The sequence below is a fragment of the Streptomyces rectiverticillatus genome, assembly GCF_013394065.1.
Classification (GTDB): Bacteria; Actinomycetota; Actinomycetes; order Streptomycetales; family Streptomycetaceae; genus Streptomyces; species Streptomyces rectiverticillatus.
The window spans coordinates 6,211,918-6,238,153 of record NZ_CP040752.1; the positions used below are offsets into that span (position 1 = coordinate 6,211,918).

18 protein-coding genes are annotated in these 26,236 nt (G+C 73.6%); 10 read left to right on the plus strand and 8 right to left on the minus strand.

Annotated features, from left to right (window positions below):
- The first annotated feature begins 44 nt into the window (after positions 1-44).
- The 4 genes from FGW37_RS26995 to ssuE all read left to right on the plus strand — a co-directional run bounded on the left by FGW37_RS26995 (position 45) and on the right by ssuE (position 5,733).
- Positions 45-1,394, plus strand: a complete 1,350-nt coding sequence (locus tag FGW37_RS26995) for a nitrate/nitrite transporter (RefSeq protein WP_179083426.1) — start codon at positions 45-47, stop codon at positions 1,392-1,394.
- Positions 1,395-1,404: 10 nt separating this feature from the next.
- Positions 1,405-3,546: a molybdopterin oxidoreductase family protein gene (locus tag FGW37_RS27000; protein WP_179083427.1), complete on the plus strand. Its 2,142-nt coding sequence runs from the start codon at positions 1,405-1,407 to the stop codon at positions 3,544-3,546.
- Positions 3,543-5,102 (plus strand): FAD-dependent oxidoreductase, encoded by a 1,560-nt coding sequence (locus tag FGW37_RS27005; RefSeq protein ID WP_179083428.1) that lies wholly within the window; start codon positions 3,543-3,545, stop codon positions 5,100-5,102. Before FGW37_RS27000 ends, FGW37_RS27005 begins: the two co-directional genes overlap by 4 nt.
- A 97-nt stretch (positions 5,103-5,199) precedes the next feature.
- Positions 5,200-5,733, plus strand: coding sequence for an NADPH-dependent FMN reductase (ssuE, locus tag FGW37_RS27010; protein WP_179083429.1), 534 nt, complete (start codon positions 5,200-5,202; stop codon positions 5,731-5,733).
- A gap of 67 nt (positions 5,734-5,800) precedes the next feature.
- Here the strand turns inward: ssuE and FGW37_RS27015 are convergent, their stop codons facing one another.
- Complete coding sequence (locus tag FGW37_RS27015; protein WP_246430585.1) at positions 5,801-6,472, minus strand: hypothetical protein; 672 nt, start codon at positions 6,470-6,472, stop codon at positions 5,801-5,803.
- A gap of 238 nt (positions 6,473-6,710) precedes the next feature.
- On the opposite strand from FGW37_RS27015, the gene FGW37_RS27020 reads away from it, so the two are divergent.
- Complete coding sequence (locus tag FGW37_RS27020; protein ID WP_179083430.1) at positions 6,711-8,759, plus strand: NADPH-dependent 2,4-dienoyl-CoA reductase; 2,049 nt, start codon at positions 6,711-6,713, stop codon at positions 8,757-8,759.
- Positions 8,760-8,812: 53 nt separating this feature from the next.
- On the plus strand, positions 8,813-9,355 hold the full coding sequence (locus FGW37_RS27025; RefSeq protein ID WP_179083431.1) for a PadR family transcriptional regulator: 543 nt from the start codon (positions 8,813-8,815) through the stop codon (positions 9,353-9,355).
- Here FGW37_RS27025 and FGW37_RS27030 read toward each other — a convergent pair.
- Genes FGW37_RS27030 through FGW37_RS27045 form a run of 4 tightly spaced genes read right to left on the minus strand, consistent with a single transcriptional unit; the run spans position 9,324 to position 20,023 of the window.
- The gene (locus tag FGW37_RS27030) at positions 9,324-10,280 is read right to left on the minus strand and encodes a DUF6114 domain-containing protein (protein ID WP_343067196.1); all 957 of its coding nucleotides are present in this window, start codon (positions 10,278-10,280) and stop codon (positions 9,324-9,326) included. The genes FGW37_RS27025 and FGW37_RS27030 overlap by 32 nt on opposite strands.
- Complete coding sequence (locus tag FGW37_RS27035) at positions 10,271-10,870, minus strand: DUF6230 family protein (RefSeq protein WP_246430586.1); 600 nt, start codon at positions 10,868-10,870, stop codon at positions 10,271-10,273. Before FGW37_RS27035 ends, FGW37_RS27030 begins: the two co-directional genes overlap by 10 nt.
- A 13-nt stretch (positions 10,871-10,883) precedes the next feature.
- Positions 10,884-12,017 carry an SDR family oxidoreductase gene (locus FGW37_RS27040; protein WP_179083432.1) on the minus strand — a complete coding sequence of 378 codons (1,134 nt, stop codon included), beginning with the start codon at positions 12,015-12,017 and terminating at the stop codon, positions 10,884-10,886.
- Positions 12,014-20,023 (minus strand): type I polyketide synthase, encoded by an 8,010-nt coding sequence (locus FGW37_RS27045; protein WP_179083433.1) that lies wholly within the window; start codon positions 20,021-20,023, stop codon positions 12,014-12,016. The genes FGW37_RS27040 and FGW37_RS27045 overlap by 4 nt, the downstream gene beginning before the upstream one ends.
- A 263-nt stretch (positions 20,024-20,286) precedes the next feature.
- On the opposite strand from FGW37_RS27045, the gene panD reads away from it, so the two are divergent.
- The 4 genes from panD (at position 20,287) to FGW37_RS27065 (ending at position 24,221) form a co-directional block, all read left to right on the plus strand.
- A complete protein-coding gene (gene panD / locus FGW37_RS27050; protein ID WP_179083434.1) occupies positions 20,287-20,658 on the plus strand; it encodes an aspartate 1-decarboxylase in 372 nt (123 codons plus the stop codon).
- Positions 20,659-20,993: 335 nt separating this feature from the next.
- Entirely contained in the window at positions 20,994-22,145 is a 1,152-nt protein-coding gene (locus tag FGW37_RS27055; protein WP_246430587.1) for a L,D-transpeptidase family protein, read from the plus strand.
- Positions 22,146-22,486: 341 nt separating this feature from the next.
- Positions 22,487-23,509: a terpene synthase family protein gene (locus FGW37_RS27060; protein WP_179083436.1), complete on the plus strand. Its 1,023-nt coding sequence runs from the start codon at positions 22,487-22,489 to the stop codon at positions 23,507-23,509.
- Between the two features lie 97 nt (positions 23,510-23,606).
- Entirely contained in the window at positions 23,607-24,221 is a 615-nt protein-coding gene (locus FGW37_RS27065) for a trimeric intracellular cation channel family protein (RefSeq protein ID WP_179083437.1), read from the plus strand.
- A gap of 43 nt (positions 24,222-24,264) precedes the next feature.
- Here FGW37_RS27065 and mtnB read toward each other — a convergent pair whose 3' ends face one another.
- From mtnB to FGW37_RS27080, 3 genes are read right to left on the minus strand one after another with little or no spacing between them, the layout of a single operon-like run.
- Positions 24,265-24,906, minus strand: coding sequence for a methylthioribulose 1-phosphate dehydratase (mtnB, locus tag FGW37_RS27070; protein ID WP_179083438.1), 642 nt, complete (start codon positions 24,904-24,906; stop codon positions 24,265-24,267).
- Complete coding sequence (gene mtnC / locus FGW37_RS27075; protein WP_179083439.1) at positions 24,903-25,628, minus strand: acireductone synthase; 726 nt, start codon at positions 25,626-25,628, stop codon at positions 24,903-24,905. The genes mtnB and mtnC overlap by 4 nt, the downstream gene beginning before the upstream one ends.
- Positions 25,625-26,206, minus strand: a complete 582-nt coding sequence (locus FGW37_RS27080) for a 1,2-dihydroxy-3-keto-5-methylthiopentene dioxygenase (protein ID WP_179083440.1) — start codon at positions 26,204-26,206, stop codon at positions 25,625-25,627. Before FGW37_RS27080 ends, mtnC begins: the two co-directional genes overlap by 4 nt.
- Positions 26,207-26,236 lie beyond the last annotated feature (30 nt).

Here is a 26,236-nt window from a genome sequence, read left to right on the forward strand (position 1 = left end):
ATTCGCTTATCACGCGTCCCGCTCGACGGGGGAAGGAATATCCGATGACCCAGGTGCAGGACAGGTCACCATCGTTACTGGCGAATTGGGACCCGGAGGACGAGCGCTTCTGGCGGGAGACGGGCAGCCGGGTCGCCCGCCGCAATCTCGTGGTGTCCATAGTCAATGAGCACATCGGCTTCTCGGTCTTCACCATGTGGTCGGTGCTCGTGCTCTTCCTCGGGCCGGACACCGGATTCTCCTTCAGCGCCTCGGACAAGTTCCTGCTCATCAGCACCCCGACGGCGGTCGGAGCCCTGATGCGGCTGCCCTACGGATATCTGGTGACCCGGTTCGGCGGGCGCGACTGGACGGTGTTCGCCGGGCTGGTCCTGCTCGTTCCGACCGTGCTGGCGGCGGTGTTCGTCCGGCTGCCCGGCACGCCGCTGTGGGTGTTCGTGCTGGTGGCGGCCACCGCCGGCATCGGCGGCGGGAACTTCGCCTCGTCGATGTGCAACATCCACGCCTTCTACCCGAGGCACCGGCAGGGCTGGGCGCTGGGCCTGAACGCCGGCGGCGGGAACCTCGGCGTGGTGACCGCCCAGCTGGCCGGCCTCGCCGTGCTCGCGACGGCCGGCGACACGCACCCGGTCTACCTGGTCTCGCTCTACATGCCGCTGATCGTCCTCGCCGCCGTCGCCGCAGCCCTGTGGATGGACAACCTGCCGACGCTGCAGCACCAGGGGTCGGCGCAGCGGGCGGCGCTGCGCAACAAGCACACGTGGATGCTGTCCCTGCTGTACGTGACGACGTTCGGTTCGTTCATCGGCTTCGGGTTCGCGTTCGGGCTGGTGCTCAAGGAGCAGTTCGGCTTCACCGCGCTGCAGGCCGCGTCGGTGACGTTCCTCGGCCCGCTGCTGGGCTCCCTCGCGCGCCCCGTCGGCGGGCGCTGGGCCGACCGGTGGGGCGGCGCACGGGTCACGCTGTGGATGCTGCTGGCGATGACGGCCGGAACCGCGTTCCTGTACCTGGCCACGGAGGCGTCCTCGTCCCTGGCGTTCATCATCGCGTCCACCGTGCTCATCACGTTCGCCGGCATCGGCAACGGCTCGACGTACCGCATGATCCCCGAGGTGTTCGCCGGGCGGGCGGACGGCGCGACGGGAGCCACGACCGGCTCGTCCTCCCAGGCCTCCGGCGCGGTGATCGCGATAGCCGGCGCGGTGGGCGCGCTGGGCGGAGTGCTCATCAACCTCGCGTTCAGGTTCTCCTTCGCCGCGGCCGGCTCGGCCGCCCCGGCCATCGCGGGGTTCCTCGTCTTCTACGCGGTCTGCGTGCTCGTGGTGCGCGCGGTCTACCTGCGCAAGGACCGGCCCGCCGCCGCAGCCGACCGGACCCGCCCGGAACCGGCGTGAGGAGCCGAGGATGACACGAACCCACTGCCCGTACTGCGCGCTGCAGTGCGGGACCAGACTGGAGGTCTCGCCCCAGGGCCTGACGGTCTCCCCGGACGAGGACTTCCCCGTCAACGCAGGCCGTCTGTGCATGAAGGGGTGGACGGCTCCCCGGGTGCTGTCCGCACCGGACCGGCTGACCTCGCCGCTGATGCGGCCGCAGCCGGGGGCGGAGCAGCGGCCGGTGTCGTGGGAGACCGCGCTGGACCACGTCGGCGCGGAGCTCCGCAGGATCGTCTCCGCACACGGCCCGGACGCCGTGGCGGTGTTCGGGGGCGGCGGGCTGACCAACGAGAAGGCCTACACGCTGGGCAAGTTCGCGAGGGTGGCGCTGGGCACCTCGCAGATCGACTACAACGGCCGGTTCTGCATGTCCTCGGCCGCGGCGGCCGGGTCCGCGGCGTTCGGACTGGACCGGGGCCTGCCCTTCCCGGTGACCGACCTGGCCTCGGCCGAGGTGGTCCTGCTGGCCGGGGCGAACGTCGCGGAGACGATGCCGCCGCTGATGCAGCACCTGGCCGGCGCCGACCTGATCGTGGTGGACCCCCGGCGGTCGGCGACGGCCGAGCGCGCGGCGCTGCACCTGAGCCCCGCCCCGGGCACGGACCTGGCGCTCGCCCTGGGCCTGCTGCACGTCGCGGTCGTGGACGGTCACGTGGACCACGGCTACCTCGCGCGGCGCACGACCGGGTTCGACGAGGCGTGGCGGCGGGCCGCCGAGTGGTGGCCGGAGCGCACCGAGCGGGTGACCGGAGTGCCGGTGGCCGACCAGTACGCCGCGGTGCGCATGCTCGCGGCGGCGAAGCGCCGGTACGTCCTCACCGGCCGTGGCGCGGAGCAGCACTCCAAGGGCACCGACACCGTCTCGTCCTACATCAACCTGGCGCTGGCGCTGGGCATGCCGGGACGGGAGGGCTCGGGCTACGGGTGCCTGACCGGCCAGGGAAACGGGCAGGGCGGCCGCGAGCACGGCCAGAAGGCCGACCAGCTGCCCGGCTACCGAAGGATCACCGATCCGGCGGCCCGTGAACACGTGGCCGGGGTGTGGGGCGTCGACCCCGGCGACCTGCCGGGGGCGGGCCCCAGCGGCTACGAGCTCCTGGACTCCCTGGGCCGGCCGGGCGGGCCGCGGGCGCTGCTGGTGTTCGGCTCGAACCCGGTGGTGTCGGCGCCCGCGGCCGGGGAGATCACGGCCCGGCTCGCTTCGCTGGAGCTGCTCGTGGTGGCCGACTTCGTGCCGTCGGAGACCGCGCGGATGGCCGGCGTGGTGCTGCCGGTGACGCAGTGGGCCGAGGAGGACGGAACCATGACCAACCTTGAGGGTCGGGTGCTGCGGCGCCGGCGCGCGATCGACCCGCCGCCGGGCGTGCGCACCGACCTGTGGGTGCTGCGCGAACTGGCCGGCCGGCTCGGCCAGCCCGCCCACCGCTTCCCCGACGACCCCGGCGAGGTCTTCGCCGAGCTGCGGCGCGCCTCGCAGGGCGGGGCCGCGGACTACTCGGGCATCGAACCGGAATACCTGGAAGACGTGGTGGACGCGGTGGACGCGGTGGATACGGAGGCCACGGTGGACGCGGTGGGCCGCCCGGCGGAGCCGGTGTACTGGCCGTTCCCCGCGGGCGGCTCGTCGACGCCGCGGATGTTCCTGGAGCGCTTCGCCCACGAGGACGGCCGCGCCCGCTTCCGGGCGGTCGGCCACCGCGACGCCGCGGAGCTGCCCGACGGCGTCTACCCGCTGCACGCCACCACGGGCCGGGTGCTCGCGCACTACCAGAGCGGGGCCCAGACCCGCCGCGTCCCCGAGTCCGTGGAGGCCGACGCGGAGGCGTTCGTGGAGGTCCACCCCGACACCGCCCGCCGCAGCGGGCTGACCGCGGGCGGGCTGGCCCGCGTCGTCTCCCGGCGCGGTGCGACCGTCGCACGGGTCCGCACGGTGGCGTCGCTGCGTACCGACACCGTGTTCCTGCCGTTCCACTTCCCCGGCGCCGGAAGGGCCAACCTGATCACCAACCCCGCGCTGGACCCGGTGTCGCGGATGCCGGAGTTCAAGGTGTGTTCCGTACGGCTGGAGCCGCTGGGCTCCGGCGCCGCGACCGGCAGTGGTGCGCTGTGAGCCGCATCGTCATCGTCGGCAACGGCCCGGCCGGGCACCGGCTCGCCGAACTGCTGCGCACGCGTGCCCCCCGGGCCGCCGTCACGGTCCTGGGGGCGGAGGCCGAACCCGCCTACAACCGGGTGCTGCTGCCCTCGGTGATCTCGGGGAAACTCTCTCCCGAGCAGACGTACCTCGCGGGTCACGACAGCGGCACCGTGACCGTGCGCAGGGGAGCCGCCGTGACCGGGATCGACCGGGAACGGCGCACGGTGCGGACGGGCGACGGGCTGCTGCACCCCTACGACGATCTCGTGCTGGCCACCGGTGCGCGCTGCTTCCTGCCACCTCTGCCCGGCCTGACCGACGAGGGGGGCGACCCGGCCGACGGCGTGGTGGCCCTGCGCACCCTGGCCGACTGCCGGCGCCTGGAGGCCCTCCTGCCGCGTGCGGGCGGCATCGTCGTCCTGGGCGGCGGCGTGCTCGGCCTGGAGGTCGCCCGCGCCCTCAGCGACCGCGGCCACGGCGTCGACGTGGTGCACATGGGCCCGCACGTGATGGAGCGTCAGCTCGATGCGCCCGCGGGGAAGACCCTGGCCGGCGTGCTCGAACGCCTCGGCATCCGCATCCACACCGGCCGTGCGGCCGCCTCCTGGACCGGGAGCCGGCTCGTCCTCGACGACGGGGCAGGCCTGCCCGCCGACCTGGTCGTCGTCTCCGCGGGAGTCCAGCCCAACACCGAGCTGGCCCGTGCCGCCGGGCTCCGCGTCGGCCGCGGCATCGTCGTGGACGACCACATGCGCACCAGCGACCCGCGCATCCACGCACTGGGCGACTGCGCGGAGCACGCCGGGCTGGTCCCCGGCCTCATCGCCCCCGCCTGGGAGCAGGCCGAGACCCTCGCCGAAGCCCTCACCGGGGGAGACCGTCCCTACACCGCCACCCGTACCGTCACCCGCCTCAAGGCCCGCGGCGTCGACCTCGCCGTCATCGGCGACGGCAATCACGCACTCCCCGGTGCCGAGGTCGTCACTCTCGCCGACCCGGCCCGCGGCCAGTACGCCCGCCTGGCCTTGCAGGACGAGCGCGTCGTCGGCGCCATCCTGCTCGGCTTCCCCTCCTCCGTGGCCGCCGTCAGCCAGCTCTACGACGCCGGCGCGCCCACCCCCGTCGACCGGCTCGCCCTGCTGGCCGGACGGGCCGTCGCCGGACGGGCGGACGCTCCGGGGGACCTCCCCGACGAGGCCGTCGTCTGCCGCTGCAACAACGTCACCAAGCGCTCACTCGTGACCGGTTGGCGCGGCGGGGCCCGTACGCCGGAGGCCCTGGCCCGGGCCACGCGCGCCTCCACCGGCTGCGGCAGCTGCGCGGGTGCGGTGGACGGCATCTGCACGTGGCTGAACGCCACGCGCGAGGTGCCGGACGACGCCGGTGACGCGCTCTGCGGCGGTGCCGGCGCCGTGCCCGCCGGCGAGGCCCGTGAGGCGTCCCCCGCCGGCGCCGGGGACGCGTTCGTCCCGGCGGGGGCTCCTCCCCGGCAGGAGCGGCAGCCGCTGCACGAGCTCCTCGCCCGCTGACCGGCGGACGCGCCCAGGTCGCCACCCACCCGCCACCCCGAACCCGTCCGAGAAACCTTCACCGCGACCTTCGTCGCGACACTTCCAAGGAGCGGCCGTGTCCAAAGTCCTGGTAATTTCCGGCAGTCCGTCGCCGACCTCCAAGACCGAGATGGTCGGCGACCTGGTGGCGGAGCGGCTGGCCGAGTACGAGTGGAACGCCGCCCATCTGAGGGTCCGTACGCTGCCCGCCGTGCCGCTGCTCAACGCCGACTGCTCGGACCCGGCGATCGCCGAGGCGGTCGGACAGGTCGCCCGGGCCGACGGGATCGTCCTGGCCACACCCACCTACAAGGCGAGCTACTCCGGGCTGCTCAAGGTCTTCCTGGACCTGCTGCCGCAGTTCGGCTTCACCCGCAAGGTCGTGCTGCCGCTGGCCACCGGCGGCAGCACGGCACACGTCCTCGTCCTGGACTACGCGCTGCGGCCGGTGGTGCAGTCGCTCGGCGCCCGGCACGTCGTCCAGAGCTTCTTCCTGCTGGACAAGCACCTGGACTGCAGCAACGGGAGGCTGAGCGTCCTGCCGGAGAGCACGGAGATGCTCGACGGTGTGATCGAGCAGTTCCGCAAGGCGCTGATCGCAGCGCCGTGACCCGGGGGGATGCCGGTACCGCCCGGCGGACGGGGGTGCCGCCGGGCGGGGCCGGGTGGGAGGAGGATCAGCGCTGGACGGTGAACGCCTTGCCGGCCTTGCTGCCGGAGGAGCAGGAGGCCTTCTCCGCCGACGTCATCTTGCGGGTCTTGACGACCACCGCGTTGCTCTGCCCGTCCGTGCCGTTCTTGGCGGGGCCGGTGATGGTGTCGGGGACGTACCAGTAGTAGTGGCCCCACTTGGGGCTGTCGTAGTGGGTCTGCCAGGTGCCCGAGACGGTCTGCATCACCTGGGCGCGGGAGATCCAGCCGACCTCGCCGGGCTGGACCGTCATGTTCAGGGAGCTGTTCTCCTCGTGGGAACTCGACCAGGTGTGGCCGTAGTTCGCGGTGACGCTGACGTCCACGATGCCCGCGATCTTGCCGCCGGCCGTGACGGAGACGCCCACCGAGTCGGTCGAGCCGACCGAGTCGGACCAGCCCATCGACTGCGTGGCGGCCGAGGTGCTGCAGTTGTAGAGCGAGTTGGACACCTGGCGGAACTCGCCGAGGAAGGCCTTGCCGAGCACCGGGTCGTTGAAGCTGCACTTCCCTTCGCCCGACGCGCAGTCGGCTATGAGCTCCTTGCGGGTGGGCTCGTCGGCGGCCGCCGCCGGCAGGGCCATGGCCGCCACCATTCCCAGCGCGGCCGCCGAAAGGGCCGCCAGTCTGCCGCCGTTGCGCATGACGCGTGAGTTCAACGTGATCCCGTGCCTCTCAACTTGCTTGATGGAACCAGGGGTTCCGGTGTTGATCCAGAGACTGGTGCATGGATCGGGTCAACTACACCAAAGGTTGGTAAAGTTGTAGTTGACCATAAAATGTTCCGCTTGATACACCTTTCTCCTGGTAACCTATGAAGGCCCTTATGCAACTTGTTGCAAAAGCGGGGCCGGTGTTCTAGAACTGGAGGAGACGACACCGCGAGGAAGGTCCCCGATGAGCCCCTCCAGCCCGGCCGGCCAGGCCACCCCGTACCCGCACCTCCTGCGCCCCCTCGACCTCGGGTTCACCACGCTGCCCAACCGCGTGATCATGGGATCCATGCACGTCGGGCTCGAGGAGGCCGAGCGGGGCTTCGAGCGGATGGCGGCCTTCTACGCCGCCCGGGCCCGGGGCGGGGCCGGTCTGATCGTCACCGGAGGCATCGCCCCCAACGACCGGGGCCGGCCGTGGGCGGGCGGCGCCAGGCTGGCCACGCCGGCCGAGGCCGAGGAACACCGGGTCGTGACCGGCGCCGTGCACCGCGAGGGCGGCCGGATCGCCCTGCAGATCCTCCACTTCGGCCGGTACGCCCACCACCCCGGCCTGGTCGCGCCCAGCGCCGTGCAGGCGCCCATCAGCCCGTACGTTCCGCACGCCCTCACCGACGACGAGGTCGAGGCGACCGTCGAGGACTTCGTGCGCACCGCGGAGCTCGCCCGGGACGCGGGCTACGACGGCGTCGAGATCATGGGCTCCGAGGGCTATCTGATCAACGAGTTCATCGCGGCCGCGACCAACCGGCGCACCGACCGCTGGGGCGGCTCGTACGAGAACCGCATCCGCTTCCCCCTGGAGATCGTCCGGCGCACCCGCGAGCGCATCGGGCCCGCCTTCATCCTGATCTACCGGCTCTCGATGCTCGACCTCGTGCCCGGCGGCTCCTCCCTGGACGAGGTGATCACCCTCGCCAAGGAGATCGAGGCCGCCGGTGCCACGATCATCAACACCGGCATCGGCTGGCACGAGGCCCGCATCCCGACCATCGCCACGTCCGTGCCGCGCGGCGCGTACGCCTGGGTGACGAAGAAGGTCATGGGGTCCGTCTCCGTTCCCCTGGTCACCACCAACCGCATCAACACCCCCGAGGTCGCCGAGCGGCTGCTCGCCGAGGGCCACGCCGACCTCGTCTCGCTGGCCCGCCCCTTCCTCGCCGACCCGGACTTCGTCGCCAAGGCCCGCGCGAACCGGGCGGACGCCATCAACACCTGCATCGGCTGCAACCAGGCCTGCCTCGACCACACCTTCAGCGGGAAGATCACCTCCTGCCTGGTCAACCCGCGCGCCTGCCACGAGACCGAGCTCGTCCTCGCGCCCACCCGGCGCCGCAAGCGCATCGGCGTCGTCGGCGCGGGCCCCGCCGGGCTCGCCTTCGCGGTCTCGGCGGCCGAGCGCGGCCACGCCGTGACGCTCTACGACGCGGCCGCGGAGATCGGCGGACAGCTCAACGTCGCCAAGCGGGTCCCGGGCAAGGAGGAGTTCGGCGAGACCCTGCGCTACTTCCGCACCCAGCTCGCTCTGCACGGCGTGGACGTCCGCCTGAACACCACCGTCACCGCCGCGGACCTCACGGCCCGCGCCTACGACGACGTCGTCCTCGCCACCGGCGTCACCCCCCGCACCCCCGACATCCCCGGCGCGGACCGCCCCGGCGTCCTCGGCTACCTCGACGTCCTGCGCGACGGGGCCGAGGCCGGCGAGCGCGTGGCCGTCGTCGGCGCCGGCGGCATCGGCTTCGACGTCGCCGCCCACCTCACCGACAGCGGCGAGGACGCGAGCCTCGACGCCGCCACGTACTTCCGCCACTGGGGCGTCGACACCGGCTACGGCACGCCCGGCGGGCTCGGCGAGGCCCGCCGGCCGAAGCCGCCGCGCACCGTGCACCTGCTCCAGCGCAAGACGAGCAAGGTCGGCGCGGGCCTGGGCAGGACCACCGGCTGGATCCACCGCACCGAGCTCAAGCAGCGCGGCGTAACCATGGTCGCCGGCGTCACGTACGACCGCATCGACGACGACGGGCTGCACATCACCGTCGACGGCGCGTCCACCGTCCTGCCGGTCGACACGGTCGTGCTCTGCACCGGGCAGGAGCCGCGGCGCGAGCTGTACGAGGAGCTGCGCGCGGCCGGGCAGTCCGTCCACCTCATCGGCGGCGCCGACGTGGCCGCCGAGCTCGACGCCAAGCGGGCCGTCCGCCAGGGCACCGAACTCGCGGCGGAGATCTGACGAGCGGACGCACCGGGGGACCGCGCGAGGGGCGCGGTCCCTAGGATGCGGGCATGTCCCTCCCGCACGCGATCCTCACCGCGCTCCTCGAGAAGCCCTCCTCGGGGCTGGAGCTCGCCCGCCGATTCGACCGGTCGATCGGCTACTTCTGGTCCGCCACACACCAGCAGATCTACCGGGAGCTGGGAAAGCTCGAAGAGGCCGGGCTGATCCGGGCCCTGCCCGCCGGCGCGCCCGCCCGCGGGCAGAAGAAGGAGTACGAGGTCCTGCCGGCGGGCCGCGACGCGCTCGCGGCCTGGGTCTCGGGGACCGACGACCCCCGGCCCGTGCGCGACCCGCTCCTGCTGCGCATGCGCGCGGCGGCCGTCGTGGGCACGGGCGGCCTTGAGGAGGAGCTGCGGCGCCATCTGGACCTGCACCGGCGCCAGCTCGCGGAGTACCGGGCGATCGAGGAGCGCGACTTCCCTCCGGAGCGCGACGGCGAGGAGGACCGGCTGCGCCACGCGGTGCTGCGCGGCGGCATCGGCCTGGAGACCTTCTGGACCGAGTGGCTCGCCGAGGCCCTCACGGCACTCGGGGAGCGGAAGGACGGCTAGGCCCCAGCCCCAGGCCGTCGGCGGCGATGGTGCCGCTGGTGACCAGCGCCTGCTCGGCGGTGACGTCCGTCATGAAGACGAACGGCGGCGCCACCGGCGGCACGGGCAGCCGGTCCGGGGTGAAGGTGAGGCACAGGACGCCCTGGACACAGCCGGTCAGGCGGGTGAGGTACAGCGTCACCTGCCCGCCGAGCCTCAGCTCGTCGGCGGTCAGGGACAGTTCGGCGCCGCCTCCGTCCCGCGTCCGCAGCCGGTAGTCGGCCAGGGACGCGGCCCGCATGCTCAGCACCATGGCCCGGCGCGGGCCGCCGGCCGTCGGGACGTCGGCGACGCGGGCGAGCGTGAAGCCGGCCGGGGCGAAGCGGGTGGTGGTCACGGTCGGCGGGGTGCGCGCGGCGGTCACGGCGCCGGGAGCCGGCGGGCGGGGGCCGGGTGCGGGGGCGCCCATCGCCGCGAGGAGCACCAGGGGGAGGGCGACCGCCAGCGTCTTCGGCGGCTGTTGCGCGCATACCTGCTCCGGCTGCTCCGGCCGCTGCGGTGTCCACGCGAAGCCCATCGCCCCGCCCGCGATCCCCAGCAGCATGCCGGCGAGGAACCCGCCCAGGTTCGTCACGGCGAAGGACAGCACCGACAGGATCACCGCGTGCACGCCGACGTAGTGGTGGGTGTGCGGCAGGAACCACAGGAAGAGGCCCGCTGCGACGAGCGCGACGCCGATGCCGAGCGCGGCGATGCCCCCGAGCCCCAGGCTGAGGAGCACCGACAGGGGCGCCAGCGGCATCGCGGCGATCTCGGTGCCGGCGACGACGAGCAGGGCTCCGGCCCAGAACGGCCGGGTCCGCCGCCAGTGCCGCCAGGCGGACGGCGGCCCGGACGCCCGTGGCCGGAGGAAGCCCCGGAGGGCCCGTCGCGGGGTCAGAAGCACGCCTTTCCGTCCAGGCTCACGTTCAGCGCGAGCCCCTTGAGCTTGAAGTCGCCACCGGTCGCGGAGCGGGAGTGGGACCGCACCCCGGACACCGAGACCTCCGAGGCCTGCAGCCCGAACTGCCCCGGCCTGCCCTGCACTCCGGGCACGGTGTCCAGCGTGGAGGCGTCGCGGCCGATCTGCGCCCGGCCGAAGGAGGCGTCGCCGGTCAGGTCCTCGCTGTCGAGGACCAGTTGGCTCACCCTGACGGCACCGGCCCTGCCGCCGGCCGTCAGCTTGAACACCACCGGTCCCAGCGGCGTCGGGACCTGCGCGGACTGGCAGATGTCGGAGAGCGTGGCGTCACCGATGCCCAGCAGCGCCACCGGATGGCCCTCGCCGTCCGCGGAGCGGTCGACCTCGACGAAGGACGCGAGGCCGTTGCTCGACAGCCGGCCCGACGACACCTGGAAGGCCGAGCCGGACACGGCGAACGACGACGCCAGGACGCCCTCCGCCATCCCGACCGCCATCACTGCGACGGCCGCCAGCGCCGGAACGGCGATGACCGCGGCCTTCCGCCACGCCGTCCTGCCTTCGGAAGGTCGCACAGGGGTACTCCTCTCAGCCGGTACCGGGTACAAGGAAGGTCATGGCCGCCCGCAGGTAGGCGATGCCGAGGGGAGCCGGATCGGCCAGGCCGGGCACGGCGACGTGCAGCGGGGCGAGTCCACCGTCCGGGCCGGGCTGGTGCTGCCTGAGGAAGGCCGCCAGTCCCGGAGCGATCTGCTGCTCGATGAGGTTGGGGCGGTCGACCGCGGGCTGCAGGACGATCTCGACGCCGGGGACGAGTTCGTTGACGGCCGCGACCAGCAGCGCCGCGGGCGTCTCCACGGGGTGGACCAGGTGGTACGTGGTGACACCGGCCCGGTGCGGCAGCGCCGCGAGGCGCAGCGCGGCGTCGACGGCGTACTCGACGGGGACGATGTTCACGTGGGCGGCGGGGTCGCCCAGGAGCCGCAGCCGTATCCGGGGCAGCAGGGCCCGCCGGTGCAGGATGCTGCTGCGCAGCGGCGGCGGGAGCTGTTCGATCAGCGTGGCCAGGTAGGTGCTGAGCGAGGACAGGGGCTGCCGGGCGGCGTCCGGGGGCAGCGGCCGGTCGGTGGCCAGGAGGCTGGGACGCAGCACCAGGGCCGGGCGCCGCCGGCTCTCCGCCCAGGCCCGCACCACCTCTTCGGCCTGCTGCTTCGTGCGCTCGTAGCCGGTGACGGCTCCGGGAGCGGACGGCAGGGCCTGCCCGCCGGGGAGGTCCGGTTCCGGGTCGGCACCGGCGGCCACGTAGGCGGTGCTGACATGCAGCAGGGGGACGTGGGCGGGGGAGTGGTCGGTGAGCTCGGCGATGTGCCGGGTGCCGGTGACGTTGACGGCGAAGAGGCCCTCCGCGGTGTCGATCAGCGACAGGGCGGCGGCACAGTGCCAGACCGCTTCGGCCTCCTCTGCGAGCCGGGCGTGGTCCGCCGGTTTCAGCCCGAGGCCGGGCCGGGTCAGGTCGACGGGTACGGCGGTCAGCCGCTCGCGTGCGCGGGCCAGTTCGCCGTCGCCGGCGCCGCAGGCGCGCAGCGCGCTCTGCAAGCGGTCGGCCAGGGGCCGGCCGGCGCCGTCGCGGCCGAGAGCCGTCACGCGCCGGTCGCCGGCCAGCAGGCCCCGCAGCAACCGGGAGCCGACGAAGCCCGTGGCGCCGGTGATGACGACGGTCACTCCTCACCCGCCTGCCCGTCGGCGGGCACAGCCCGGGGTGCGCCCGGCAGGGCTCCCGGGAGCGCGCCGGGCGGCGTGCCCGCCCGGGCCTGCCTGAGGAGGTGAGGCAGGACGGTTTCGCTGATGCCGTGGATGGATCCGTCGGAGTGCAGGAGCTCCATCACCGGCACCTCCTGGTTGAGGCGTTTGCGGAGTTCGGCGAACATCTCCATCCCCATGAGCGAGTCCATGCCGTACTGCTGCAGCGGGCGGTGCCGGTCCACCTCCTCCAGTGGCATGCGCAGTGTGTCGGCGACCATCGACGTGATGAGGTCCTCGACGATGAGGAAGGCCTCGGCGGGGGTGGCCCCTGCGAGCTGTCCGAGCAGTTCTTCCAGTTGCCAGGCCGTGTCCTGCGCAGCGGGCAGGACGGAGGCGAAGCGGGGGCTGTTCACGCCGGGACACAGCGCCGGGATCCGGCCCCAGTCGAGGTGGGCGACCGCAGCCCACTCCGCCTGCCCGGCGAGCAGGCGTTCCAGTGCCGCCAGGCCCTCGCGCGGCTCGACGGGAGAGCCTCCGCCGGCGCTCAGGGCGGGGATCAGGTTGTTGCGAGCGACGTATCCGACGCGGCCGATGGCGCCCCAGGCCACGGCGAGGCCGGGGCGGCCCGCCGCCCGGCGTGCCCGGACGAGGGCCTCCATCGCGAGGTTGGCCGCCACGTAGGAGGCCTGACCGGGGACCCCGAGCGCCGCGCCGGCCGACGAGTAGACGGTGAAGTCCGCCTGCGGGCACAGCTCGTCCAGCAGGAGCGCTCCGGTCCATTTGGGGGCGAGGACGGAGCGGATCCGGTCCTCGGTGAGCTCCGTCAGCACGGCGTCGTCGAGGTGCATGGCGGCGTGGACGACGCCCTGGACGGGATGCCCGCTCGCCTCGATGTCCGCGAGCAGCCGGCGCACCGCGTCCGCGTCGCTGACGTCGACCGCGTGCGCCCGCGCTGCCACGCCCTGTGCGAGCAGCCCGGCCAGCAGCTCCTCGGCCCCGTCGGCCGCCGCCCCCCGGCGGCTGACGAGATCCAGCCGGCGGGCGCCGTGCGCGGCGAGCCACCGTGCGGTCTCCGCGCCGAAGCCGCTCAGCCCTCCGGTGACGAGGTAGGTGCCGCCGGAGTCCAGCCGCAGGGGGCGGGGCGAGCGGTGGACGGGCACCGGCTCGTCGAAGGTGATCACGATCTTGCCCAAGTGCTTGGAGTGCTGGAGGAGCCGGAACGCCTCCTCGATGCGGTGGGCGGGGTACGCCACATGGGGCAGCGGCAGATAGTCGCCGGCCCGTACGCGGGCGAGGACCTCGTCGAACACGGCCCCGGCGTGGGCGGGTGCCTGCCAGGTCAGATTGGCGACGTCCACCACACAGTGCGTGGTGTTGTCCGCCAGCGCCTTTTGCAGCAGGCGCTGGTTGCCGAGGACGTCACGCTTACCCAGCTCGATGAACCGGCCGCAGGGCGCGAGCAGTTCGCGTGAGCGGGCCGCGGCCTCGCCGCTGAGCGAGTTGAGCACGACGTCGACGCCCCGGCCACCCGTGTGCGCGCGGACCAGGTCGGCGAAGGCGTGGGTGCGCGAGTCCAGCGCGAGTTCGGCTCCGGAGGCAAGGGCCAGGTCCCGTTTGGCGGGGCTGCCCGCCGTCGCGATGATCCGGGCGCCGATACGGCGGGCGTACTGGGACGCGGCCATGCCGACGCCTCCGGCGGCGCCGTGCACGAGGAGCGTCTCGCCGGGCCGCAGGCGGGCGAGGTGCTCGAGACTGTGGTGGACGGTGAAGAACACCGCCGGCAGGGTTGCGGCCTCCGCGAAGGTCAGGTCGCCGGGGACCGGGCGTAGGGCGGCGGCCGGGATCCGTACGTGGGACGCGAAGGCGCCGGGGAACGGGCCGAACACCCGATCGCCCACGGCAAGGTCTTCGACCCCCTCTCCCACAGCGGTGACCACTCCGGCCCCCTCCAGGCCCAGGTGGTCCTCCGAGGGGATGCCGTCCTCGGCGACCGGCGGCAGCAGCCCCGTCGCGACCATCACGTCGCGGTAGTTCAGCGCCGCGGCGCGCACCGCGACCACCACCTCACCGGGCCCCGGGTCCGCGACGGACGTCTCGGTCCACCGCAGGCCGAAGGCCAGGCCCGGGTCCTGGAGGTGCAGCCGGTAGCGGACGCCGCCGCCGGGCACGGCCGGCTCCGTGAGCGGCACCGCCCGCTCGAAGCGGTGGACGAACCGGCCGCCGCGGGTGAGGGCCACCTCGTCCTCGTCCTGCCCGTCCCGGGGCGCGGTGGCGAGGAGCTCGCGGGCCAGCCGCGCCGCGTCCTCGGCGAGGTCGGGGCCGCGGTCGAGCGAGATGCGCCGCACGGCCGTCGCCGACTCGTTGGCCAGCGTGCGCGTCACGCCCCACGCGACGGCCTGGCCGGGGTGGGCCGGCCGCTCGGGGGAGGGCAGGGCGCCGCTGGGGTGGGTGACCAGGACGAAGTGCCGTGGCCCCTCGCCCTGGAGAGCCATGGCCAGCGACCGCAGTGCCGCGGCCCGGCGTACGGCCAGCTCCGTGCAGGCGGCGGGGCCGGGGCCGGCCGCCCGGTCGGGGGCGGAGCTCAGCAGCAGGGCGACCGCGGCGGACCGCGCCTTTCCGAGGACGTCCCGCCACGCCTCCGCGCCGGCCGGCAGCGGCACCACGTGCGCCGTCGCGCAGCCCGCGGCGGTGAGCTCCGCGGCGACGTGTGCCGCCATGGCACTTTCGGTGTCTTCCTCGGTGACGAGGATCCAGGAGTCACGGGCGGGCGGCCCGGCGGGGAGGGCCGCTGCCGCGCCGGCGGTCACCGGGGTACGGGCGAGCAGGACCGAGAACTGCTCGCTCAGGGGCGGGCTCGCGGCGCCCACCTGGGTCACGTCCAGGAACCCGCACTGCGTCAGCACGTCCGGCCACTGCTCGCGGGGCAGCAGGATGCTGTCGGGCCGGAGCCCGGGATCCCCGGCTCGCCAGAAACCCTCCAGCGTGGTGAACAGCAGTGCGATGACCCCCGGGTCGTGCAGTTCGAGCGCCAGCAGGTGTCCGCCCGGGGCGATGAGCCGCGCCACGCGCCGCAGCGCGGCCCGCAGATCGGTGGCGGTGTGCAGGGCGAATCCGGCGACGACGACGTCGAAGGAGCCCGCGGTGAAGCCCTGTTCCTCCGGATCGGTGTCCAAGTCGAGGACGCGGTACTCCACGGGGTGGCGGGCGGCGAGCCGGGCCTGGGCCGCGGAGAGGAACGCCGCGGAGACGTCGCTGAAGACGTACTGGACGCGAGCGTCCAGCAGCGGCAGGAGGTGCACCGTCAGCCCGCCCGTGCCGGCGCCCACTTCCAGGATGCGCAGCGGCCGGTCGGCGGGCCAGGCGCGGATCAGCGCGGCCAGCAGCCCGGCTGTCACGCGGTTGTGGAACCTCACCGGTGGGTTGACATCGTAGAACTGCTGGACCAGCTCCGGGCCGCTGTCCTGGAACAGCAGCTCCAGCGGGTCCCGCCGCCCGCGCAGGACGTCCGGCAGATGGGTGCCGAAGCGCAGGTTGAGGGAACTGAGAGGGAGATAATCGGCGAACCGGGACACCTCTTGCAGGTCGGGCATCCGAGCGGCCCGCAGCCGCCGCCAGCCCTCCCCGTCGGGCGTCAGCAACCCCTCCTGCACCGCCATCCGTGCCAGCAGCCGTACCAGCTTCTCGTACTGCGGCAGCACTCCGGCTGTGAGGAGGTCGCCGACGGTGAAGGCGTCCTGTCCCGGGAGCAGCTCCGCGAAGGCCCTGGCCGCAGCGGTCCCCGTGACGTACTGCAGATAAGCGTGGCCCTCGCCGTAGCGCTCGATCGACGGCCACGCCCGCAGCCGCTCCAGTTCCTCCTCCGCCGCCGCGGCCACGTCCCCCGGCGACGGCGGCGCCCACGCCGGCGCCGGCTGCCCGGGCAGCGGCGCGGCGCGCAGCACCGATACGTATTCCTTGCCACCGTCCGTGGCGCGCAGGGGCAGCCGCTGCAGCCGGCAGCCGGTCAGCTCCAGCGCCACCTCGCCGTCCTCACCGGTGACCGTAATGTCCCACACGGCTTCACGGGAGGTGCGCGAACGCTGCCGCACGTGCACCAGCCCGACGGGGGCCGGCCGTGCCCACTGGCGCAGCCCGTCGACCGCCGACGGCAGATAGCCGGTCTCCGCGTCCGCCAGCAGCGGCGCCCCGGCCTGCAGGGCCCCGTCGAGCAGCGCGGGGTGGACGACGTAGCCGCCGTAGCCGTCATCCGGCGGGTCGCAGTGGTAGACGGCGAGGACCTCGCCGTCGCCGGTGCGCAGTTCGCGCAGTACCCGGAACGCCGGCCCGTACTCCAGCCCTGCCGCGGCCACCGCGGCGTAGTGCTCGTCGCCGGTGACGCGCCCGCACAGCCGCTCCCGCGTCCGCGCCGCGTCCACCGGCTCCGGCCGCGCGGCGGCCAGGCGCCGGACCCGGCCACGCGCGTGCAGCCGCCAGCCGCCCGTGTCCCCGGTGCGGCTGGCGATGCGCACGACGCCGTCCTCGTCGGACAGTGACGTCTGCAGCCGTACGTCCATCTCCGCGTCCCAGGTCAGCGGCAGCGCACGGGTGATCTCCAGGTCGTCGATCTCGGCCGGGCCGCCGAACACCTCCCGCCCGGCGGCCAGCGCCAGCTCCACGAACCCCGTGGCGGGCATCACCACGGACCCGGCGACGCGGTGGTCGGCCAGCCACGGGGTGCGGGCGCGCTCGACGGGCGTGTGCCACGTGGGCTCCAGCACGGGGACGCGCTCGCCGAGCAGCGGGTGCACCAGGACCCCGTCGCCGCTGGTGCGCACCCAGTGTTCCGGTGTGCCGTGCCAGTACGGCTCGCGCTGCCACGGATAGGGCGGCAGGTCCGCGACCGAGCCGGGCCCGGGGAACCAGGGCTCCGCCGCGCCGGCGTCCCCGGCGGCCAGCAGCCGGGCGGCGGCCCGGCGCACGGCCGCCCCGTCGCACCGCTCGCGGGTCACGGGGGAGACGACGGGGAACGGGCCGCCCGGGGTCTCGGAGGCGATACGGTTCAGCACGCCGGCCAGCCCCGGCTGCGGGGCGATCTCCACCACGGCCGCGATCCCGGCCCCCGCCGCCTGCGCCACCGCTTCCGCGAAACGCACCGGCCGGCGGGCGTTGTGCCACCAGTACGCGGCGTCCAGCTGCCCGTCCGTGACGGGCCCGCCCGTCACCGTGGAGTACATCGGCAGCCGCGGCCGGTGCGCGACGAGACCGGCCAACCCCGCGCGGAGCGGCTCCTCGATCGGATCCATCGCCGCGCTGTGGAAGCCGTGGTCGACGCCGAGCTCGCGGAACGGCACCTCCCGTGCGGCCAGTTCCCGGGCCAGCGACCGCAGCGCCGCGGGCTGCCCGGAGACGGTCACGTCCCGGGCGCTGTTGACCGCCGCGATCTCCAACAGCCCCTCGTACGCGGCGATCGCCTCCCGGGCCTTCTCCTCGCCCAGCCCGATCGCGGCCATGCGGCCCGTCCCGGCCGTCGCGGCCTGTGCCCGGCTGCGCTCGGCGATCACGCGCGCCGCGCCCGGCAGGTCCAGCGCCCCGCTGACGTACGCCGCCGCCACCTCGCCGACGCTGTGCCCCAGCACGGCGGCCGGGACCGTCCCGTACTCGGCCAGCAGGGCCACCAGCCCGATCTGGAAGGCGAACAGCGCGGGCTGACCGAAGGCGGTGTCCGCCATCCGCCCACCGCGCCCTACACCGGACGGCTCCTCGGCGCCGCCCGCCGCGCCCGCTGCCGCGTCGGACGGGTTCTCGGCGTCTGCTGCCGTGCCCGGCCCGTTCTCGGCGTCTGCTGCTGCGCCGGTCCTGCTTTTCGCGTCCGTCGCCGCGTCGGACCGGTTCTCGGTGTCTGCTGCTTCGCCCGGCCCGCTCTCTGCGTCTGCCGCCGCGCGGGACTCGCCCTCCGCGTCCGCTGCTGCGTCGGACGGGTTCTCGGCGTCTGCCGCCGTGCCCGGCCTGTTCTCGGTTTCTGCTGCCGCGCCGGACCCGCTTTTCGCGTCCGCCGCCACGCCGGGCCCGTGCTCGGCGCTCCCCGCGTCCGCCGCCGTGCCGGTCCCGCTCTCCGCGGCCTCCGTCGCGTCGGACCGGTTCTCGGCTGCTGGGGCCGCGTCCGACTCGCTCTCCGCGCCCGACCCGGCCGTCCCGGCCGTCCCCGCCGTCTTCTCCCGCGGCCCCTCCGTCAGCAGCTTCGCCACCGACCAGCCCAGCAGCGGTTCCAGGTGCCGGTTCGCCTCCTCGACCGCCGTGCGGAACACGGGCTCCCGCGCCATCAGCTCGGCGCCCATGCCCGGCCACTGCGTGCCGTTGCCGCAGAAGACGAAGACCGTGCCCCCCGAGGGCGGCCGTTCGGTGTGCACGGAGGCGGCGGCCTGCGCCGTCTCCTCACCGGCCAGGGCCTCCAGCTGGACGGCCGCGTCCTCCGGGCCGTCGGCCATGACGGCCGCGCGGTGCGGGTGCCGGGTCCGCCGCCGCGAGGCGGTCCAGCACAGGTCGTAGAAGTCCTCCTCCGGCACGTCCCGCACGTGGGCGGCGACCGCCCGGGCGGCCTCGGCCAGGGCCCGGCGGGTGCGCCCCGACACCACGAGCGGCAGCGGCCCCTGCCGCACGGGAGCCGCCGCCCGCTGCCGCTGCGGTGCGGCGCCCAGCACCACGTGCGCGTTCGCACCGCCGAAGCCGAAGCTGTTCACGCCCACCACACCACCGTCGCCGAGGGCCGCGACGGGGCGCATGCTGCCGACCGGGCAGAGGTTCAGCCCGGCGAAGTCGATCTGCGGGTTGAGGGGTTCGCCGTGCAGCGAGGCCGGGATCCGGCCGTGCCGGAGCACCAGCATCCCCTTGAACAGGCCGGCCATCCCCGAGGCGGGCTCCGCGTGCCCCATGTTGGTCTTCACCGACCCGATCGGCAGCGGCCCGTTCGTCCGCGGGACGCCCAGCGCGGCGCCCACCGCACGGCACTCCAGGGGGTCGCCCACCGGGGTGCCCGTGCCGTGCGCCTCGAAGTACAGCACCTGGTCGGGGCCGGACCCGGCCCGCTCGTACACCTCCCGCAGCAGCCGCTGCTGCATCTCCGTGCTCGGTACGGTCATCGCCGAGGTGCTGCCGTCGCAGTTGGCCCCGCTGCCCACGATCACCGCGTGCACCCTGTCGCCGTCCGCGAGCGCGTCGGGCAGCCGCTTGAGGACCACCATCCCGCCGCCCTCGGCCCGCACGTAGCCGTCGGCCCCCGCCGAGAACGTCGCGCAGCGCCCGCGCGGCGAGAGCATCGTCGCGCGGGAGAAGCCGATGAAGTGGTACGGACTGAGGAGTACGTTCGCCCCGCCCGCGAGGGCCACCCGGCTGCGCCCCGAGCGCAGGGTCTCGCACGCTTGGTGCACGGCGGTGAGCGACGAGGAGCAGGCGGTGTCCACCGCGATGCTGGGGCCCCGCAGGTCGAAGACGTACGACAGCCGGTTCGCGGCGATCGACAGCGCCGAGCCGCTCATGGAATAGGCCGAGATCTCCTCCGCCCGTGCCATCTGCATGGCTCCGTACGACATGTCGCTGATCCCGACGAACACCGCCGTGTCCGACCCGGCCAGGCTCGCCGCGTCGACGGCCGCGTCGTCGAGGGCCTCGGCCGTCATCTCCAGCAGCATCCGCTGCTGCGGGTCCATGTGCTTCGCCTCGCGCGGCGAGATCCCGAAGTACTCCGGGTCGAAGCCGGAGACGTCCCCGAGGTAGCCGCCCGCCATCGTGTACGCCTTGCCGGGCCGCTCGGCGTCCGGGTCGCAGAAGCGGGCGGCGTCGATGCGGTCGGCCGGCGGCGCCGGGCTGATCAGGTCTCTGCCCTCGGCGAGGGCGGTCCACAGCCCGCCGAGGTCCGTGATGCCGCCGGGCAGGCGGCAGGCGGCGCCCACGACGGCCAGGGGGACGGAGGGATCGGGGGATGCGACGGACCGGGAGGCGGTGTGCTCCATGGATCACTCCTGCGCGGGGAGAGGGACCGGACAGAGCCGGAACCAGAGGCCTTTCCGGCATCGCCGCCGATAGTGAACTACCCGCCGGTTTCACTCGTTTGATACGGAGCGGGGCGCTTCAAGCCGGGGCAGTGGAGCACCGCCGGGGGCCCGCGTCCGCCCGGGCGCCGGGCAGCCCGGGCCCACGTGAATCGTTGTAGGGTGCGATGACCGCCCTTGACCTGCACAAAGCAGGCAGGGAGCAGACATTCCGGGAGTTTTCCATGATGCGTACCATGCTCAAATCCAAGATCCACCGCGCGACGGTCACCGGGGCCGACCTGAACTACATAGGTTCCCTGACGCTCGACCCCGTGCTGATGGAGCAGGCCGACCTGCTGCCCGGCGAGCAGGTGCACATCGTCGACGTGAACAACGGCTCGCGGCTCGAGACCTACGTGATCGAGGGCGAGCGCGGCTCGGGCGTCGTGTGCATCAACGGCGCCGCAGCCCGGCTCGTCGCCCCGGGCGACATCGTGATCATCATCGCCTACGCCTCCGTCGAGGACGCCGAGGCCCGTGAGCTCAAGCCGCGCGTGGTCTTCGTCGACGGCGACAACAAGGCGATCAGCGTCGGCGACGACCCGTCGGTCTGACCGTCCGAGCCGTCCGAGCCGTCCGGCCTTCGCCATCGGGCGGACGAGGCCGCTCCGTTCCACGTAGCCGCTGCCGCCCCCGGTCCACCTGCCGTCAAATCCCTGCAGAAGAGGGGCGGCTGACCAATCCTCGTATGCGGGCTTCGGGGGAGGCGGAACGGGGCGGCGTCACCGCGGGAGCGAACCAGTCGATCAGGCCTTCTGATGCACAAATGTTTCTTTTCTTCCTGCAACCGTACAAGCGTATGGATCATCTGTAGAAGAGAAGGACATATCCAGAAAGCCAGAAAGGTCGTCACACCGTGCACGTCGGACCGGGTCGTCGCTCCGCCCTGTTGGCATCCGCCGCTCTCGCCGGCTCTCTGGTGCTCACCGCCTGCTCGGGCGGCTCGGGCGGAGGCGGTAGTGATGCGGGGCCCGAGCCGAAGATCACCGTCAGCCCCGGCGAGGGCAAGGACGTCAAGCTCGGCTCGCAGATATCGGTCAAGGCCGAGGGCGGGAAGCTCACCGAAGTCGAGGTCAAGGACGCCAAGGGCGAGAAGGTCACCGGACGGCTGGCCGACGACGGCGCCACCTGGACCGCCGACGGCAAGGTCGGTCCGAAGAACACCTACACCGTGCGCTCCAAGGCGAAGGGCGGCAAGGACGGCAAGGGCAAGGAGGCATCCTCGACCGCCACCTTCACCACACAGGCCGCGCCCAGCGTCAACAAGCTCACCAACACCCCGGGCAACGGCCAGACCGTCGGCACCGGCATGCCCGTCTCGATCCTCTTCGACCACCCGGTGGACAAGAGCAAGCGCGCCGAGATCGAGAAGTCCCTGACCGTCACCTCGACGCCCAAGGTCGAGGGTGCCTGGGGCTGGGTCAGGGACTGGTCCGGCCTGGACCGCATCGACTGGCGGCCCAAGACCTACTGGCCCTCCGGGACCAAGGTCAACGTGAAGGGCCTGCTGGCGGGCGTCGATTCGGGCGAGGGCGGCTGGTTCGCGAAGAACTACGCCTGGGACTTCTCCATAGGCGCCGACCACAAGGCCGTCATCGACGTCCCCTCGCACACCCTCACGATGCTCGAGAACGGCAAGCCCGTCGGCACCGTCAAGGGCTCCGCAGGCTCCCCCGTGGACCCCACCCGCGGCGGCATCCACACCGTCCGCAGCAAGAACGCCGACGAGACCATGGACTCCTCCACCATCGGCCACGGCAACGAGTGGATGCTCGACTCCAAGTGGGTCACCCACCTGACCGCCTCCGGCACCTTCCTGCACTCCGCGCCCTGGAACCAGTCCATCGGCGTGGAGAACAACAGCCACGGCTGCTTCGGCATGACGACCTCCGACGCGAAGAAGGTCTACGACTTCCTCCCCATCGGCTCCACCGTCGAGGTCAAGAACACCACCAGCACCAAGGTCACCGACCCGGGCAACGGCCTGTCGGTCTGGCAGGAGAGCTGGGAGCAGTGGCAGAAGCGCAGTGCCCTGAAGTGACGCCGGGGGTACGGTGGGCGGCGCTGCTTTCCGGCCGCCCGTGAGGGGCGGGGCGCGTCCGTGGCGACTGCGCCCCGCCATGCCATGACCTGCGCAACGGGGCGCGTGGCGCGTGGACTAAGGCCGGTGTCCTATGCAGTGGGCGGTCCGTGCGCCCGACGGCCCCAATGCACCCCCATGGAACATATGGTTGTCGTTTTAATGGCTGGGCCAAGAGGGCAGCACTCTGCCAGGCCCGCCCGGGAACGCAGAGGGGCGGAGCGGATGCTCCGTGCAGGCCGGGCCCGAACCGCGGAAGGATCGAGATCGGCTCAGCACGGCCCTGAAGGAGGCTGGCCTCGATGCCACAGGACATCGCCCTGGACATTCCTTTCCCCAAGCGGCTGAATCCCTACGTGGAGGTGGCACGGGCACGTAACGAGCACTGGCTGGTCTCCGCCGGTCTGCTCAGCAGCCCGCACAACCTCGAGAGGTACCGCACCTGGCGCATCGAGCGACTGGCCGCCGGCTTCCTGCCCGGAGTCGGCGTCAACGACCTGACCTTCGGCCTCGCCGTACAGAGCTTCTTCTTCTTTTTCGACGACCTCTTCGACAGCGGGCTCGGGGAGGACCCCGCCGCCACCTACGAGATCTGCCACGAAATGGCGGCCCTCGCCCGCCAGGAACCCGGCTCCGCCGGCATCACCCCCTCCTTCCCGCTCGCCCGCGTCTGGACCGAGCTGTGGCTCCAGGCCCAGCTGGGCATGTCGGCCGCCTGGCGGGCCCGGGCCGTACGGCACTGGGAGGAGTACTTCCTCACCTACGTCTCCGAGGCCGTCAACCGCCGCAGCGGCACGGTCCTCGGCATGGACCCGTACATGAAGCTGCGCCGCCTCGGCATCGGCAGCGAGGTCGTCGTGGACGTCTCCGAGCGCTGCGGGCACTTCGAGGCGCCACCCGAGATCCACCAGAGCATGTGCGTCCTGGAGGCCCGGGCCATCACCGCCGAGGTCGTCACCCTCACCAACGACCTCCACTCCCTGGAGAAGGACCTGGCCAACGGCGAGCTCAACAACGCCGTCCTGCTGCTCGGCCTGGAGCACGGGTGCAGCCGCGCGGAGGCCATCGTCCACGTCCAGCGCATGATCCGCCGCCGCACCACCCGGTTCCTGCAGCTGGAGGCCGAGGCCGACCGGCTCTGCGAGGTCTTCGGCTTCTCCCCCGAACAGCGCGAGAACACCCGGCTCTTCCTCGACGCCAACCGCGCCTGCATGCGCGGCAACCTCGACTGGAGCAACGAGAGCGGCCGCTACAGCGAGATCGGAGTCCTGCACGTCAACCGCTCCCCCCGGATAGAGGACGTGGTCGCCCGGACCGCGGAGTGAGCGCCGCTCCCCGGCCGGGGAACTCGTCCCTTCGGCCGAGGCGGCTCCGGCCGATCGGCCGAGGCGGCGGGGGAGCCGCGGATGCTTGGCTGGGGGGATGCTGCACCTGCTCTACCTGGCCGGGATCGCCGCCTTCGCGGCCAGCGGCGTCCTCGCCGCGCACCGTGCCCGCCTCGACCCCTTCGGCGGGCTCGTCCTCGCCTTCGCCGCCGCCATCTCCGGCGGCACCCTGCGCGACCTCATCCTCGACCGGCACCCGCTGTACTGGACCCACGACTGGGTCCTGCTCACCGTCATCGCGGTCACGGCCGTGGCGACCATGCTCTTCCTGCACCACCGCGAACTGCCGCGCCGCTCCCTGATGACCGTCGACGCCGTCGGCCTCGCCGTCGTCACCGTGATCGGCGCGCGGGCCGCGCTCGACGCAGGCGTCACCCCGTTCGCCGCGGTCATCCTGGCCGTCGTCACCGGGGTGACCGGAGAGGTCGTCCGCGACGTCCTGTGCGGGGAGTTCCCGCCGCTGCTGCTCCGCGAGGAGGTCTACGCCACCGCGGCGCTGCTCGGCGCCGTCTGCTACCTGGTCCTGGACCGGCTCGGCACCGGACCGACGGCCGCCGCCGTCGTGGCCGCGTCGATCGTGTTCGCGGTGCGCATGGGGGCGCTGCACTTCGGGCTCCACCTGCCCCGCCCCGCGGACCGCCCGCGGGCGTAGGACACACAGGCAGGCCGCGCAGGCCTTGTAGGGCTTGCAGGGCTCAGCGGGCGCCGGCCGGGCCCGGCCCCTCCAGCAGCTCCAGCTCCAGCAGCCATTCGACGACCTCGGTCCGGTGCCGGGCCTCGCGCGGATCGGCACCCCACACGTACAGCCCGTGCCCGGCCACGACCACCGCGGGCATCCGCGGCTCCCGGGCGGCCGCCAGCCGGTCGCCCAGGACCCGCATGTCCTGGCTGTTGCCGATCACCGGCAGGACGACCTCCGGGCCGTCGGCCGGGAGCCCGAGCCCCTTCAGCATCTCCAGGTCCTTCAGCACGACGCCCCCCGGACGGCGGCGGGCCATCGCCACCGACGCGACCGTATGGACGTGCACCACGGCACCCGCGCCCGTCAGCCGGACCACCCGCGCGTGCAGCGCCGCCTCCGCCGAGGGCCTGCCGCCCGCCACGGCCGCGCCCTCGCCGTCGACGAGCACCACGTCGGCGGCCGTCAGCTCGCCCTTGTCGAGAGCGCTCGCCGTGACCGCCAGGCGCAGCGGCTCCCGGCCGGTGACCACCGACAGGTTCCCCGAGGTGCCGCGCATCCAGCCGAACGACGCGAAGCGGGCCGCCTCCGCGGCCAGCACCGCACCCGCCTCCGCCAGGTCCGGAAGGTCCGGAAGGTCCGCGCCGGCGCCGGTCACGGCCCGCTCCCCGCCCGCGCGACGTCGATGCCGGCGAACGAACCCGCCTCCGGGTGCCCGCCCGTGCCCTGCGCGTAGTACGGCTCGCCCGGGCGCCGCACGCCCGCCGTGAGCCAGCCCGCCGTCCGCGCCGCGTCCAGCTCCGCGGGCCGGTCGGAGAGGAACAGGGTCCGGCCCGGCGGCGCCCCGATGGCCTCGGAGATGGCCCGGTACGAGCCCGGCGACTGCTTCGGCCCGGCGTTCTCCGTGTCGTACAACCCCTCCACCAGCGGCAGCAGATCGCCCTGCGCGCTGTGCCCGAACCACGCGCGCTGCGCCGCCACCGACCCGGACGAGTACACGTGCAGCCGCACCCCGCCCGCGTGCCACCGCCGCAGCGCGGGCACCACGTCCTCGTAGAAGTGCGAGACCAGCTCGCCGCGGGCGAACCCCTCCGACCACACGATGCCCTGCAGGGTCTTCAGCGGCGTGGCCTTGCGGTCCTCGTCCAGCCAGGAGTTGAGGACCTGCACGATGCGCGGGGCGTCCGCGGCCGGCTCCCCCAGGAGCACGCGGACCTGCTCGGCGGCGCGCCGCACGGCGGGCTCGGCGGCCCGCTCGGTGAGCAGGGAGCCGAACCGGCTGCGCGAGTACGGGTAGAGCACGTTCACGACGAAGCCCGTGGCGCTCGTCGTGCCCTCGACGTCCAGGACCACGCAGTCCGCCGCGAACCGCAGGCTCATGCCGGCCGCCCGGCGCGCAGGTCGTCGAAGGAGGGGAAGCGGGAGGCGATGTCGCTGCCGGTGAAGGTGGCGGCCCAGCCGTCCGGCGCGTGGAAGAAGCGGATCGCGGTGAAGGACGGCACCGTCCCCATGTCGAACCAGTGCCTGGTGCCCCGCGGCACCCCCAGCAGGTCGCCCCGCTCGCAGTGCACCGCGTGCACCAGGCCGTCCACGTGCAGGTAGAACACCCCGGCCCCGGCGACGAAGAAGCGGACCTCGTCGTCATCGTGCGTGTGCTCGGCGAGGAACTTCTTCCGCGCGGCCGCGGCCTTCGCCTCCTCGCCGGGGGAGCCGTCGGGGTGGAGCGCGGCGACGTCGACCGCGGCGAAGCCTTCCTCGGCCGTGAGCCGGGCGACCTCGGGGGCGTACGCGGTGAGCACGGCCTCGGCGGACGCGCCGGCCGGCAGGCCGCCGCGCACGGGCCACCGCTCGAAGCGCACGCCCGCCGGGGTGAGCGCCGCTGCGATCCCGGCGGCCTCGCCCGTGCGCAGGAGAAGGGTGTCCGGGCCGGAGTCCGGCCAGGTGGTCAGCAGCGTCATCGCAACTCCAGGGTCCGCACGGCCGGGAGG